At 35.3% G+C, this 13,442-nt stretch carries 11 protein-coding genes, 1 tRNA gene and 1 pseudogene; 6 read left to right on the top strand and 7 right to left on the bottom strand.

Annotated elements, in window-relative coordinates; translation table 11 throughout:
* Positions 1 to 91: 91 nt before the first annotated feature.
* The 4 genes and pseudogenes from WOCAOBSORBRA_RS03440 to WOCAOBSORBRA_RS06580 all read right to left on the bottom strand — a co-directional run.
* On the bottom strand, positions 92 to 1,174 hold the full coding sequence (locus WOCAOBSORBRA_RS03440; RefSeq protein ID WP_174515936.1) for an efflux RND transporter periplasmic adaptor subunit: 1,083 nt from the start codon (positions 1,172 to 1,174) through the stop codon (positions 92 to 94).
* A gap of 201 nt (positions 1,175 to 1,375) precedes the next feature.
* Positions 1,376 to 2,458 carry a Fic family protein gene (locus WOCAOBSORBRA_RS03435; protein ID WP_174515935.1) on the bottom strand — a complete coding sequence of 361 codons (1,083 nt, stop codon included), beginning with the start codon at positions 2,456 to 2,458 and terminating at the stop codon, positions 1,376 to 1,378.
* Between the two features lie 237 nt (positions 2,459 to 2,695).
* Positions 2,696 to 4,444 carry a DNA primase gene (gene dnaG, locus WOCAOBSORBRA_RS03430; RefSeq protein ID WP_174515934.1) on the bottom strand — a complete coding sequence of 583 codons (1,749 nt, stop codon included), beginning with the start codon at positions 4,442 to 4,444 and terminating at the stop codon, positions 2,696 to 2,698.
* A 615-nt stretch (positions 4,445 to 5,059) separates the two neighbouring features.
* Positions 5,060 to 5,149: pseudogene (locus WOCAOBSORBRA_RS06580) on the bottom strand (WPE palindromic element domain-containing protein); the annotation flags it as partial.
* A 195-nt stretch (positions 5,150 to 5,344) separates the two neighbouring features.
* Between WOCAOBSORBRA_RS06580 and ubiG the strand changes: the two are divergent.
* Complete coding sequence (ubiG, locus tag WOCAOBSORBRA_RS03420; protein ID WP_174515933.1) at positions 5,345 to 6,520, top strand: bifunctional 2-polyprenyl-6-hydroxyphenol methylase/3-demethylubiquinol 3-O-methyltransferase UbiG; 1,176 nt, start codon at positions 5,345 to 5,347, stop codon at positions 6,518 to 6,520.
* A gap of 11 nt (positions 6,521 to 6,531) precedes the next feature.
* Here ubiG and WOCAOBSORBRA_RS03415 read toward each other — a convergent pair whose 3' ends face one another.
* Entirely contained in the window at positions 6,532 to 6,972 is a 441-nt protein-coding gene (locus WOCAOBSORBRA_RS03415; protein WP_010082521.1) for a TrbC/VirB2 family protein, read from the bottom strand.
* Positions 6,973 to 7,111: 139 nt separating this feature from the next.
* Here WOCAOBSORBRA_RS03415 and metG point away from each other — a divergent pair, with 139 nt between their 5' ends.
* Positions 7,112 to 8,701 (top strand): methionine--tRNA ligase, encoded by a 1,590-nt coding sequence (gene metG / locus WOCAOBSORBRA_RS03410; protein ID WP_174515932.1) that lies wholly within the window; start codon positions 7,112 to 7,114, stop codon positions 8,699 to 8,701.
* Positions 8,702 to 8,734: 33 nt separating this feature from the next.
* On the opposite strand, the gene WOCAOBSORBRA_RS03405 is transcribed toward metG, so the two are convergent.
* Both WOCAOBSORBRA_RS03405 and WOCAOBSORBRA_RS03400 read right to left on the bottom strand, forming a co-directional pair.
* Positions 8,735 to 9,670 (bottom strand): hypothetical protein, encoded by a 936-nt coding sequence (locus tag WOCAOBSORBRA_RS03405; protein ID WP_174515931.1) that lies wholly within the window; start codon positions 9,668 to 9,670, stop codon positions 8,735 to 8,737.
* 85 nt (positions 9,671 to 9,755) lie between these two features.
* Positions 9,756 to 11,207, bottom strand: coding sequence for a replicative DNA helicase (locus WOCAOBSORBRA_RS03400; protein ID WP_015589094.1), 1,452 nt, complete (start codon positions 11,205 to 11,207; stop codon positions 9,756 to 9,758).
* 114 nt (positions 11,208 to 11,321) lie between these two features.
* Here WOCAOBSORBRA_RS03400 and WOCAOBSORBRA_RS03395 point away from each other — a divergent pair.
* The 4 genes from WOCAOBSORBRA_RS03395 to radC all read left to right on the top strand — a co-directional run bounded on the left by WOCAOBSORBRA_RS03395 (position 11,322) and on the right by radC (position 13,047).
* Positions 11,322 to 11,404, top strand: a tRNA-Leu gene (locus tag WOCAOBSORBRA_RS03395).
* 24 nt (positions 11,405 to 11,428) lie between these two features.
* Positions 11,429 to 12,025 (top strand): RDD family protein, encoded by a 597-nt coding sequence (locus WOCAOBSORBRA_RS03390; protein WP_015589093.1) that lies wholly within the window; start codon positions 11,429 to 11,431, stop codon positions 12,023 to 12,025.
* 178 nt (positions 12,026 to 12,203) lie between these two features.
* Complete coding sequence (locus WOCAOBSORBRA_RS03385) at positions 12,204 to 12,398, top strand: hypothetical protein (RefSeq protein ID WP_155968352.1); 195 nt, start codon at positions 12,204 to 12,206, stop codon at positions 12,396 to 12,398.
* Complete coding sequence (gene radC, locus WOCAOBSORBRA_RS03380; RefSeq protein ID WP_010962534.1) at positions 12,373 to 13,047, top strand: RadC family protein; 675 nt, start codon at positions 12,373 to 12,375, stop codon at positions 13,045 to 13,047. Before WOCAOBSORBRA_RS03385 ends, radC begins: the two co-directional genes overlap by 26 nt.
* Positions 13,048 to 13,442 lie beyond the last annotated feature (395 nt).

Raw genomic sequence — 13,442 nt, 5'->3', positions numbered from 1 at the left:
TCCAGAACAATTTGATGCATCATTCTTTTTGTAAAAAACATTCCAAACTTTCTCTCCACTTTTTCTGGGTAAGGTCAAAGGATCTTATGTCTTAAACCTTATCACCAGGCTTAACAAATAGGTGGCCCAATACTATTAACTTTATGGGTTTATCTTCGTTATTTGCTACTATCCAAACCCCATCGCTCTCATGATCAACAATTTCTATTGGTGCAAATACTACATAATTATTGTCATCAACAATCTTTATTCCAAGAGCACCCTCGTCACTTAAGCTCAGGGCTGAAGAAGGAACTTTATATGCAAATCTTTCGCCTGAAGGTAGCCTTACGTTGGCAGTTAGTCCCTGCAAGGATATCATTTTATTATTAGTTACCTTTACTTCTACCCTATAAGACCCAGTTTTAGGCTCAGCAATTTTACTAATAAAACTTACTTCACCTGCCAATTCTTTTCCGTCCAGCAAATTAATTTGAGCTGTGCTGCCTAGCTCTATTTTATTTACTTCATTTTCCGAAACGTATAACACTACAAGAATTTGATCGAAATTAACCACGTCAGCTATTTTTTGCCCAGCATTAACAAAATCCCCTTCGTTTGCATTGATTTTATCAATATAACCATCTATAGGAGATGTGACTGCAGTATTTTCTAAATCCAATTCTAGCCTTTTTAGGTCAGCTTTTGCACTTTGTAACGCAGTAAAAGCTGCTTCTACTTGTATTTGTGCCCCATAGCCTTTTTTATTCAGTTTGTGAGAGGAATCATACTCAATTTCACGCTGCTTTAATAAAGCTTTGGCTTTCTGAGCTTGCTCAATCCTGTCATAATCTTCTATCTTTAACACTACATCATCTCTTTTTACCTTTTCACCATCAGGTAAATAAATAGCAATAATCTTACCACTTATTTTTGAGACAAGGCTAGCTCTATGTAAGGGATTTACTGTACCAGAAAAATTTAAATATATAGTGCGGTTTTGCGGCGCACATTCTTGAGTTTTTACTGAAAAGCTACTAGTTGCATTATCGCTATGAACCGCCTGATCTTTTTTTAAAAATGCACTACTGATAAAAAACAGTAGAATAAAAGCAATACTGGAAATGATGATTACTTTATTTCTCATCTTTAAACAATAGAATTTGTTGACCAATCTTGTTAGAAACAACTGCATAAATTTTCGAATCAGAAATGTAAGTATAATACATGTACCATTGTCACTCCATAAATAGTTTTATATGAGAACAAACACAAGATTTTCCTATAATAAGTAAGTTTTTTATTGCTAAAATGCAATTTTTAATCGAATAAAATTGCAAACAAAGTTGTGCATAAGACTGGATTTAAAAAAATCTCGAAAAACATACTAAAACTTTTAAATAATAACTTTATATCTAGTGGCTTTGCCTTCTCCAAGACGCTGTAAGTATTTCATCCCTAGCAGTTTCTTTGTAATTGCCTCTACTGTTCTTGGAGGAAATCCTAGAGCTTCTATAGCATCTTTTCTACTAAATTCTTTATCTGCAAGGCTAAGTGCCCATTCCCAGAAGAATAATTGTTTTCTTGATAATAAATATTCAGTATTCTCCCTCTCAAGAATATAATGCGCCTCATTTGCTTGCGTTTTGAGCACATTAAGAAAAAATATTAACCATGGGGAAATATCTTCTTTGCTACTTTTCCAGCTACTTTGTGTTTTATTAAGCGCTAAATAGTAATCAAGTTTGTTAGTTTCAATTATCTTTTCATGTGATACAATAGATACAAAATCATAACCCTGCTGCAACAGCATTAAATTAGTCATCAATCTACTAGTTCTGCCATTCCCATCTTGAAAAGGGTGTATTGCCAGATACTCAAAAACAAAGTTAGCAATAATAATAAGAGGATGCTTAAATTTATTATTTAAGGACCAGTGATACCAATCAATAAGCTCTTGTACTTCCTTTCTAACAAGGTAAGGTGGTGTGGGATCAAAAATTATACCAACAACTTTTCCATTCTGATCTTTTGCCTCAACTCTATTAGAACTTGCTTTGTATTTTCCTCTATGATACAAATCTTTTTCACTATAAAGTAGCATCTGGTTGTTAATGTGCAATATTGATGACTCACTAATTGGAATATCCGTATAATCATGAAATATTAGTTTAAGCATTTCTAAGTAGCCAGCAATTTCTTGCTCATCTCTATTTTTAAATTTTTTGACACGTAGGTTTTTATATAGATCCTCAACTTCTTTATCGGTTAGACGATTTCCTTCAATACGGTTAGAAGCGCCAGAAGATGTAACAATAACTGAATGAGTTAATCTTTCAATTGTTTGTGGTAGTAGTTTTTTCGTTATCTGCCAGCTATTTTTAACACTATCAACTGCAGTAATTAACTCGTACACTTGCTCAATTACAGGCCCTTCTAGGTTGAGACGCGTACTAAGACGAAAATTCTTCCAGTTCATATTCTTCTCACATGCATATTATGTGAGATAATGTGAGATAATGTGATAAAAGTCAATAGTAAACTTTATATGCACAGCAGAGCTAACTACAAAAATTATACATTTTCAAGTGATCCTAACCATATCAAAAACTACAGGGCAAAGCTGTTGGAGGAAGGCTTAATTAGTTAAAAATTTCAATCTTATGTAAAATATTGTCTTATTTTGTAATTTTCTTGTTGACTAACGAGACGATATCTACTTTTCAATAAACTCCATTTGCATTTCTTGTATACTACTTTCTATTTGCTCTATTTGTTCTATTAACCTTTCTTCTAAGTCAAGATTACCGCTCAGCCTCGCTTCGGTTCTTTCTTTTCGTAATGCATTTAACTCTTTTAGTAACACTATATTATTCCACACAATTTCTGCAGATTTTCTCTCGTTCAGTTGGCTATTTAGTACACTAGTTTTTTCAAATACATACTTTATAACGTTAAACTGTTTCAATTCTTGTAACAAAGCCTCTTTATCGAGTTTGCTTTTGTTACTTATTACATCAATTATACGCTGTTGTAATCTTTTCATCTCATTAGTAAATTCAAAATGAGAAAATTGCTCAAAAAATATAGGACGGTTCAAGATTTCAGGAAATTCTACGGCTATACGCAAAATTACGGCCTGATTTTGCTCTGCTTCAATTAGCTCTGGAGATTTGTTATGAAGATACTCACCTTTTGTTGCTCCAGTTTTACTATTAAAAATCTGTTTTTTGAAGCTACTTCTTAGTTCACTAGCCTTATTGTAAAAATAATCTCTGTAATACCTTCTAATACTGCTGTTGCTAATAGTATTTACATATTCCATGAACTTGTGCTCAAGAATTGAATATTTTTCCGGAGCAAGTTTTTCATAATTTTGCAAATTGCTATCGATTATGTGATGCCATAAATATTCAGAATGAAGTTTTGTTGAGTGATCAAGCGCAATCAATACGTCTTCTTTCTTGTATTCCAGTTCGTTACATATATCGTATGGATCTTTATTACTCGGCAAAGTCACAAATTTTAACGTGTATCCAGGCTCTAATATTGGCAGAGCAAGTTCTGCAACTCGAGTAGCAGCATGACGTCCAGCACTATCGCCATCCATACAGATGGAGATTTCTTTAGCAAATCTCCATAGATTTTTTATCTGTTCTGCAGAAATTGCGGTACCAAGCGGAGCAACTGCATTACTAATTCCTGCTTGATGTAGCGCTATAGCGTCCATATATCCTTCAACAACGAGTATGTGCTGTTTTTTACGTATTTCGCTTAAAGCAAAGTTTAATCCGTATAAATTCTCCCTCTTCTTGAAGAGCTGACTCTCTGGGCTATTTAAATATTTTGGCTGTTGCTCAGGACTCAGCGCACGTCCGCCAAAACCAATAACTCTTCCTGCAATGCTCTGTATAGGAAATATCAGCCGGTCATAAAAATAATCACGAAAATTTTTGTTTACTAATCCAATATCAATCAAAATTCTGTCTTCAATACCTGAAAAGTTTAAATACTCTTTCAAACCAGAGCTTGGTGCATAACCTATCTTAAATTTATCTATGATTTTAGGTGAAATCTTACGCTGCTTTAAATAATCTACAACACCTTGATTTTTTTGTGCAAACCAATTTGCAGCTAAATCAAGCGCTAAAAATAGTTTATTGTCCTCTTTTGTAATACTAAGACTTTTGGGTAGTTCAACACCTGTAACCGATGCTAATTTTTCCAATGCTTCTTTAAAGCTTAATCCTTCAGTTTGTGAAATAAATTCAAATGCATCACCACTAGCTAAGCAACCAAAACAGTAATATAACCCCTTAGTATTGCTCACCGAAAAAGATGGGGTTTTTTCGTTATGAAATGGACAGAGCCCAACAAAACTATCTCCTCTTTTTATTAATCTGACTTTTTTACCTACTATGTCGGATAATAATAATTTTGATTTTATAATATCTATATGATCCATCTTGTTAAATTAGTAGTAGGATAAAAATTATATAGAATTTATACACATCTGACTCGAAATTTATTTCTATAACTAAAGCAATTTAGATTTACCGACAATGTAGCTATACAAATTCAAGAGCAATCCTGTCATCCAGGTAGCCCACAGAAACAAAAAACTTCCTTGACAAACCTCGCCAGCACCCTTATCATGAAACTGAAGCTATTTATTTATCTTCTCTGTACAGATTAAATGACAAAAAAACTCAACGTATCTGGCGTCTCATGTTTAATTTTTTGCACTATGTGCACCTTATGTCTTTATCAAATTTCCGGGTTTTGACCTACACAAGCTGAAATACGCTTATAAAGCATTTAAAACATTAAAAAACGCCAACTTAAAAAATGGATAGTGAATAACTAGCTACCCTAGGGTTTCTTTTGCCTTTTTTTCTGTTTAGTAAATTTCTTAACGTTTATAATTTAGATTAGTTGCGGCTTAAAAGCAGCTAAATCGCGGTTATTAAGTGTTTAGAATAAAAAAACGCCATACTTAAAAGTATAATGTAAGTAATTAGCCAACCACGGGGCTTCTTTTGCCTTTTTTTTCGTTTGGTAAATTTCTTAATATTTATACAGAAGGTGTCATTCCAGTGCTTGACACTGGAATCCAGTTCTTATTATACAGCTATCTGGTGTACTTATTTAAAATTAAGTTTTCTGGATCTCAGTGCCAAAGCACTGGGATGACACCCTTCCTGGCGGAGATTATTCTCAAATCACAATGTTCGTACAGTTGTGGAATGAATTGCGGTATGACGTAGGAAAACCTTAGCTATAGCTTTAGAACTCCCAAAAGGTCAGAAGCATTGAATGACTTGACAGAAAGTTCAAACCCATATAAAATGTCCTTATTTCTTATATGTTAGGTATAGTATCAATTGCCTCAGATCATGCTGGTTATGAATTAAAATCAGAAATAAAACCTTACCTGGAAGCCCTAGGTTACAGAGTAGTAGATCAAGGCTGCACTGCTAAGCAAAAGTGTGTAGATTACCCAAACTATGCTGTTAAAGTTGTAGAAGATATAACAAGCAAAAAAGCAAATTATGGGATATTAATTTGTGGTACAGGTTTGGGCATGAGTACTGTGGCAAATCGTTTTGAAGGAATCTACGCTGCTTTATGTAACAGTGTTGAGATCGCAAAATTAGCTCGCGAGCATGGCAACGCAAATGTACTGTGTCTTGGTGCAGGGTTTACTGCGAGTGGATTAGCAAAAGACATAGTCAAACAATTCCTCGAAACAGAATTTTCAAAAGAAAGCAGACATAAAAAACGCCTTGATAAACTCAGCAATATAACCTCTAAGAAAAAAAAAACAAAAACTTATAACGAAGATGAAATATCAAAATTCGCTAAAATGGCAGGCCAGTGGTGGGATGAGAACGGCAAATTCAAACCATTGCACATAATGAATCCTGTTAGAGTATCTTACATTATTGAGAAAATAAAAGAGTTAAAAAAATGCAATTTGAAAGAATTATCATTGCTTGATGTTGGATGCGGTGGTGGCATTTTGTCAGAGTCAATGGCACGCGTTGGCATTAACGTTGTGGGAATAGATGTATGTGAAGAAAACATAAAAGTAGCGCATTCACATGCAAAAAAAGTAGGGTTAAATATAGAATATATACACACCAGCATTGAAGAGCTAAGCAATGACAAGAAGTACGACGTGGTTCTGTTGATGGAAGTAGTTGAACATGTGGATAATTTAGAGCTTTTCATGAAAAAAGCGATAGAACTGCTAAAACCGAATGGGCTGATATTTATATCCACAATAAATAGAACTATCAAATCCTTCTGCCTTGCAATAATTGGTGCAGAGTACATATTAAATTGGCTGCCAAAAGGTACACATAACTGGAATAAATTTCTCAAGCCGTCAGAAATTGCAAATCACTTAAGAGAAAATAATGTAACGCTGCAAAACATGGCTGGCATGGAGTACAACGTAATAAAGCGTGAGTGGAATCTAACTAAAGGCGTGGATGTTAATTATATACTCTGCGGTTTGTTAGATTTAACTCTATAAAAGCACCATTTTCACTTCCAATACTTTGAAGGATCTTGGCCAGCTTTTATACAGTAGCCTTTATTAGTTAGCGCCCAACCGGAACGACAAGCATAACCTGTACCTACACGTTCATATCCAGGAGCAGCAACACACTTTCCATTCTCCAAGGTTTGACCTTTAAAAAGACAACAAACTTCTTTTTCTGTTACCTTTGTTACAATTTGAGGAGCACCAAAAAACACAGCAACAAACATACCCAGTGCGAAAAGTGCAGGCCAAGGCATTCTGCCAAATATTGCAAGTAAGCTTGAACCAATTATTACCACTGTAATCATTGGTCCACCTATTCCATGAACGTAACCTATTACATTACACATTACATCTGTTGCTCCATCAGCGTGTGCATCAAATGCATAGAAAACTATAAATAGAATTACAAGAAAATTTCTCATTGTTCTTTCAATAATCATGTCTGATTGTTTCTTATTTTAATAAAATTTCAGTAAATAGCTTTTTTCAAAAATTATGCTTAACCCAATCAATATTTATTTATTACTGCCTTTTTAATACTATAATTAACTCAGTTGATTTTTATCAAAATGCTAAACCATGGAACAATTCGAGAACTTTTACATCACCACGCCAGTATATTACGTAAACGATAAGCCGCATATTGGTCATGCATACACTTCTCTCTTGTGTGACGTGGTGGCAAGGTTCATGAAACTAGCTGGGAAAAATGTCAAATTTACCACCGGTACAGATGAACATGGACAAAAAATAGAAAAAGCAGCTAAAGCAAAGGAAATGCAGCCAAAAGAATTTACAGATGAAGTGAGCGTTTCATTTAAAGAATTGGCTAAGTTCATGAATTTTGAGTATGACGATTTTATTCGCACTACGGAGGAACGTCACAAAAAAGCAGTTATAGCTTTATGGAATAGACTTGAAGAGAGAGGGCAAATATATTTGGATTCCTATTCGGGTTGGTATTCAGTTCGTGATGAAGCATTTTATCAGGAATCAGAGCTGATAGATGGCAAAGCACCAACAGGTGCTGAGGTCCAGTGGATAAAAGAAGAGAGTTACTTTTTTCGCTTATCAAACTGGCAAGAAAAATTACTGGAACTCTATAAAAATCAGCCAAGTTTTATCTTTCCTGAGAGCAGAAGAAATGAAGTGATATCGTTTGTAAGATCAGGGCTCATTGACCTCTCAATCTCTCGCACTAGTTTTAACTGGGGAATAAAAGTACCAGGTAATGACAAACACGTAATCTATGTCTGGATAGATGCATTAACCAATTATCTTACATCAATAGGTTTCCCTAGTACTGAAGGTGAGGAATATAAGAGGTTTTGGGCAGAACCAGAAACACAGATTCCAGTGTCAAGCGCTGCAAACCTAGCTGACAACTCTTTCAACGTTCATGTAATCGGTAAAGACATATTGCGCTTTCATGCTGTATATTGGCCAGCGATTCTCCTTGCAGCAGACCTGCCACTGCCAAAACAAATTGCAGTTCATGGTTGGTGGTTGAACGAGGGAGAGAAAATATCCAAGTCCCTTGGTAATGTCATAGATCCAATTGGCCTCGCTCAAGAGTTTGGTGTTGATCAGCTACGCTATTTTCTCCTCAGGGAAGCAAGCTTCGGCCAAGATGGCAACTTTAGTAAGAAAAATATGATCAGCCGGATAAATTCAGAACTGGCAAACAACATAGGCAATTTAGTACAAAGAACAATTTCATTTTTACACAAGCAATGTTCTGGAATTGTACCAACAATCGATCAAAGCCTACTTAAAGGTGAAGAAAGTCTTCCAGGTTGCAAAGCTATACTCGATCAAGTGATGAATCACCTATCAAAGTATGAATTTAACCATATCATACTTCTAATCATCAACATCTCTTCTGAAGCAAATGCCTACATAGACAAAAGTGCACCTTGGACATTAAGCAAAACCGATAGAGTGCGTATGAACTTAGTAATCTACAAATTACTAGAATATATCAGGATAATAGGCATTTTATTGCAGCCAATCGTTCCCAAGTCAGCAGAGATGATACTAAATCAACTGCAAATTCCGAAAGAACAACGAGATTTAAAATCTTTGTGCGACGCGTGCGTAAGTTCAGGCATAACATTGCCTAAACCTACGCCGGTTTTTTTGAGGGTTGATGCTAAAGAGGAGAAATAGTGTAAAAACTATTTCTCCTGGATGGGATTACATTTATTGACTAGGGAACGTACCATTGTTTACAGACGCACTGTTGCCCATAGATGATGCTACAACTCCATTAAGTACTGTAGGAATATATGGTGCAGCATAATATAAAACAGCAGTACCACAGAGTCCTATTCCAGTGGTCACTATTTTAGCTACCTTAGCCTTAGCCCATGCATCCCAGCCTTGACCATTTTCTTCTTTAGCTGGCTGACTTTCTAGGCTAGAAATCTTAACATCTAAATCATTCAAATTCTCAGAAGTTGCAAGATCTAAATAATCCAAACTCATCTTTTTATTTTTTTCAGCAAGTTGAGTTTTTTGTTCAGAAATTGTTTGCTTTTGAGTTTGTACTTCAGCATCTTTTTCAGCCAGTTGGGCATCTCTCTCAGAAATTGTTTGCTTTTGAGTTTGTACTTTAGCTTTTTCTTCATCAAGCTGATGCCTCAGGTTAGAAATGTCAGTACTTTTCTCAGCTAGTTGAGCTTCTATCTCTTTTGCTTGATCAGCCAGTTGAACATCTTTCTCAGAAATAGTTTGCTTTTGATCCTGTACTACAACTTCTTTCTCAGAAATTGTTTGCTCGTGAGCTTTTACTTTATTTTCTAACTCAGAAATTGTTTGCTCTTGAGCCTGTACTTTATCTTTTTCTTCAGCCAGTTGAGTATTTTTTTCGGATATCTCTTTTACTTTCTCAGAAATTGTTTTGTTCTTACTAATTGCTTTATACGAAAGTGCAATAGTTACAACAGAAAACACAGCATAACCAATAATAAATGGCAAGCCAACACTTAATGCTGCAACTGGAGCTAAGAAACCAATATAAGGAGCTGCAGCAAACACTCCAGATGCTAATAAAGTGAAAGTAGCCAGAGTTCCAGCTATATAATAGGGTACATTGTTTTTATTCATCATCTCACGTATTATAAAATATAATACCATTATAAAAGGATTTTTAAGAAGTTGTCAAGCTATCTTTACATAAAAAAAATTTGATAAACTTGGGAACAAGAAGATTGCTGCCAAGCTATGAACTATGCCTTTCCGTGTAATCTTTAAATGCACCTCTGTTAGAGTCAAAATATAGCTTCACACTGCCAATTGGTCCATTTCTCTGCTTTGCAATAATGAGCTCTGCAATGTTTCTAATTTTTTCCATTTTCTCTTGCCATTCCCGATGTTTATTGTTTCCTTCATTTGGCTGTTTTCTTAGTTCATAATACTCTTCTCTATAGAGAAACATTACTATATCTGCGTCTTGCTCTATGCTCCCTGAATCACGTAAATCAGAAAGTTGTGGTTTTTTATCATCCCTCTGCTCAACAGAACGAGAGAGCTGAGATAGTGCAACAATGGGAATATTTAGCTCCTTTGCAATTGCTTTCAAACCCTGCGTCACTTCCGAGATTTCTTGCACTCTATTTTCATTACTCCTTTTTGTTGTTCCTCTGATTAGCTGCAAATAATCAATGAATACCACTTCTACATTATATAATTGATACAGCAAGCGTATTCTGGTGCGAAGGGCACTAATTGATAGCGCAGGGGTGTCATCTATGATGAAAGGCAGTTCAGATAATTCTGTACTAGTATTGATAAATTCATGCAATTCAAAATCACTAATTCTCCCGGTTAATGCCTTATAATAACTAATTCCTGAATCTATAGTGATCAGCCTTGCAGTTAATTGCTCTGCTGACATTTCAAGCGAGAAAAACGCTACATAGTGTTGCTTATCTGCTCTTTTTTGCAACATCTTACAAGCATTAAGTGCGATGTTTAGCGCCAATGCTGTTTTACCCATAGAAGGCCTTGCAGCTAAAATTAATAAATCAGATTTTTGTAGACCACCAAGAAGCTGATTTAGATCTTGAAGTCCGGTTGTAACGCCTAGCGCTTCTGGATTATTTTTCAGTGTGCTGATCTTCTCAACTACATCTTTAATTGAACTTGCAAGTTTTATATATGTTTTCTCACCTTGTTTTTTTACTGCCAAATTGAACAATTTTGTCATTGCTTGTTCAATTTGCGCCTGTGCAGGATTTTCAATATCGTAGTTGTAGCTATCACCAACTATTTCTTGCCCGAGCTTGATTAAACATCTCCTTAAGTAAGTATCACGGATTATTCTAGTCAAACTATAAATATCAAGTGCAATACTTGCCTTCGCTGCAAGCTTTGCTAAGTACTCTACCCCACCACACTCGGTAAATGCTTGGTCGTTTTCAAAAAACATTTTAAGGCTCAGTTCATTGGCAACTATACCGTGTTTCCTGGTTTTAGATATTTGCGTAAAAATACTTTGATGCAGTGGATCATAGAAATTTTCTGCTGTAATTGTGTCTTCAACTGCATCACAGATTCTATTATCACGAATCATTGCACCAATAAGCATCTGTTCAGCTTCTAAATTATGCGGTAATTTACATATTTCCTTATCTACACTTCTTGAACTGAGGAGATTGGCTAATTCATTCATTTTAAGTTTTGAGAGTAACTGTTGATTATTGTAGAATATTTAGTCCTCATTTGAAAGATGTAAAGGCAAAAAAATTTGACTAATTCCGTGTTGCCTATAGCATTAAAACTTAATGCCCCTGTGGTGGAATGGTAGACACGGCAGACTCAAAATCTGTTGCTTGCAAAAGCATGCTGGTTCAAGTCCGGCCAGGGGCACGTTAAATATTGGAAAGTATATATATGTTACATAAATTTTTTAATCGTTTATTTTCTATTTTTTCTTCTATAAATGTTATTCAAAAGGTAAAGAAAGATGAAAATGGGATATGTTATGTAACGGGCCTCAGGCGCTATATATCAGTATTGCTTGATTTGATTATTATCGTTTTGTTCTTGCAGTTTTGCAGCCAAGCCTTAAATCAGCTCTTTATGAACTCAGAGGATAGCAAAATATTAAGTCAAATTGCTGCAAAATCCCCAATGCAAGCACCACTGTCTGCGGAAGAAAAGACAACGCAGAGTAGACTTATAAAATTACTAATCCTAAATCAAATAGTCCAGTTTATTATGCTCTTTTGCTATGTAATATATATGTGGGTAAAGTTTGCTACTACACCTGGAAAACTATTATTTGGGCTTAGAGTTGTGGATGCACAAACTTTCGAAAAGATGACCCTAAAACAAGCAACAAAGAGATTTTTTTCCTTTATATTGTCAGTTGCACCATTGTTCTTGGGCTTTTTATGGTCAAATTTCAACAAACGCTGTCAAACTTGGCACGATAAGATCGCAGGCACAGTGGTTGTCACGAGTAAAAGCCTTAGAAGGCAGAGCTAAAAACTACTTGACACCCTTCGCCAACCCCTTTATCATGATACTGAAGGTATTCATTTATCTTCAATCTGTGCAGATTAAACGACAACAGTATTACGTATTGGCGGCTTATTTTTAATTTTTTGCACTATGTGCATGCACTGGGATGACACCTCTGGGCACTGCCGTCGTAAAGGAACCAGTGTCAGCTACTCGTATGACAAAGGAGGACAGTGTCTCAGCTACTTTCATGACACCATTTGCTGTCTTTAAAAATGAATGTTCTTACAATTGTGCGTCATGCGCTTTATTAAATATTTTACTTAAAAATCTAATTTCTTATTATACAAGAGATAAGCAATTCATTGATGATGAAAAATTACAAAAAGGGGCATAGAAAGCGCCTAAGAGAGAAAATTATTTTAGATAATGGACAATCATTACTTGATTATGAAGTTTTAGAGCACATTTTATATTCAGCATATAGTAGAATTGATGTAAAACCGGTGGCAAAGAGTTTGATAGAAAGTTTTGGCAGCTTAAATAAAGTTTTTAATGCTGACCTGGAAGCGCTGCAAAACGTTGATGATGTCAGCAATGCAGCGATATCTGCCATCTTTTGTGTAAAACAAGCCTTTGTTCGTTCTGCAAGAGAAGAAATAAAAAACCTGCCTGTAATCGATAACTGGGAAAAATTGCTTGATTATTTAAGAATAAGTATAGGAAGCCTCAATAAGGAAAATTTTCGTGTCATCTATATGAATAAAAAGTATCGTCTAATAGCGGAAGACCTGCAAAATATTGGTACAGTAGATCAAACTCCTCTTTATGTCAGAGAGATCATCAAGCGCGCACTTTTGATTGGTTCAACATCCATTGTAATATCTCACAATCATCCAAGCGGAGATACACAACCTTCAAATAGCGATATATCTCTCACTAGACAACTAGCAGAAGCTTGCCAAAGTATAGGAATAGAATTAATAGACCACATTATTATTACATTCAGTAGCTATTTTAGTTTCAAGGAAAATAGGTTGTTGTGAAAGCCTTTATAGCTACAGTAACTTAGATTTACCGACAATCGTCATTCCGCTACGTGTTAGCGGCTAAGAGATACCGTGAATGAATCGCGGTATGACGTAGATTGCTGTCATCCCGCTGCTTGTTAGCGGCTGAGATACCGCCGCGGTATAGTAACTCGTCATCCCGCTACGTGTTAGCGGCGCGGTGGTATGACGGTAAGATTTATTGTGGCATGATGGTGTAGTATAATGTTGATAAACCTCAGTTACTTTAGCTATAAACGATTAAGATGAAGTTATCATATATCTATATACTTACAAATAAAGCTAATAGCACATTATAGTACTTCCCAAAGTAAATGATAAAGGTATAATAAGCTATTTGAGTTATAATGGCGTATAGTGTGGATTTAAGG

Source organism: Wolbachia endosymbiont of Cardiocondyla obscurior, from assembly GCF_902713635.1.
GTDB classification, from domain to species: Bacteria; Pseudomonadota; Alphaproteobacteria; order Rickettsiales; family Anaplasmataceae; genus Wolbachia; species Wolbachia pipientis.
The sequence above is the reverse complement of the archived record's forward strand: the minus strand, read 5'-3'. Positions and strand labels throughout refer to the sequence as shown.

Coding starts and splice junctions, on each gene's coding strand:
- WOCAOBSORBRA_RS03440 (WP_174515936.1), bottom strand. CDS start 1,174: ATGCAGTTGTTTCTAACAAGATTGGTCAACAAATTCTATTGTTTAAAG.
- WOCAOBSORBRA_RS03435 (WP_174515935.1), bottom strand. CDS start 2,458: ATGAACTGGAAGAATTTTCGTCTTAGTACGCGTCTCAACCTAGAAGGG.
- dnaG (WP_174515934.1), bottom strand. CDS start 4,444: ATGGATCATATAGATATTATAAAATCAAAATTATTATTATCCGACATA.
- ubiG (WP_174515933.1), top strand. CDS start 5,345: ATGTTAGGTATAGTATCAATTGCCTCAGATCATGCTGGTTATGAATTA.
- WOCAOBSORBRA_RS03415 (WP_010082521.1), bottom strand. CDS start 6,972: ATGATTATTGAAAGAACAATGAGAAATTTTCTTGTAATTCTATTTATA.
- metG (WP_174515932.1), top strand. CDS start 7,112: ATGGAACAATTCGAGAACTTTTACATCACCACGCCAGTATATTACGTA.
- WOCAOBSORBRA_RS03405 (WP_174515931.1), bottom strand. CDS start 9,670: ATGGTATTATATTTTATAATACGTGAGATGATGAATAAAAACAATGTA.
- WOCAOBSORBRA_RS03400 (WP_015589094.1), bottom strand. CDS start 11,207: ATGAATGAATTAGCCAATCTCCTCAGTTCAAGAAGTGTAGATAAGGAA.
- WOCAOBSORBRA_RS03390 (WP_015589093.1), top strand. CDS start 11,429: ATGTTACATAAATTTTTTAATCGTTTATTTTCTATTTTTTCTTCTATA.
- radC (WP_010962534.1), top strand. CDS start 12,373: ATGAAAAATTACAAAAAGGGGCATAGAAAGCGCCTAAGAGAGAAAATT.